Annotated in this window: 1 pseudogene; it reads right to left on the reverse strand. The window is 46.3% G+C overall.

The window, feature by feature from the left end:
• Positions 1–244 (reverse strand): annotated as a pseudogene (locus tag AC6UDF_RS07395) (hypothetical protein); the annotation flags it as partial.

Below are 244 nucleotides of genomic sequence, written 5' to 3' on the forward strand. Positions count from 1 at the left end.
GATGAGCCACTTTGTTTCCGTGTTGTCTGGAACGTAGTTGAAACATTGCTGCGCAATGTTTTTCAAGATGTCAGTGTATCTCTGCTTGATGGTGCTGGCGAAACCGCCCTCTGGGTTGTCAACCCGAAAGTTAGTGTATTCGGCGTGGTAATCATCATCGATGATTTTGCCAGTTACCTTTCCGTTTTGCTTAACGGTAATGGTGACCGAAAAGTTGGTTTGTGGGAGGTGAGTGGTGTACGTT

This window comes from Fructilactobacillus sp. X2R6C1, from assembly GCF_059901295.1.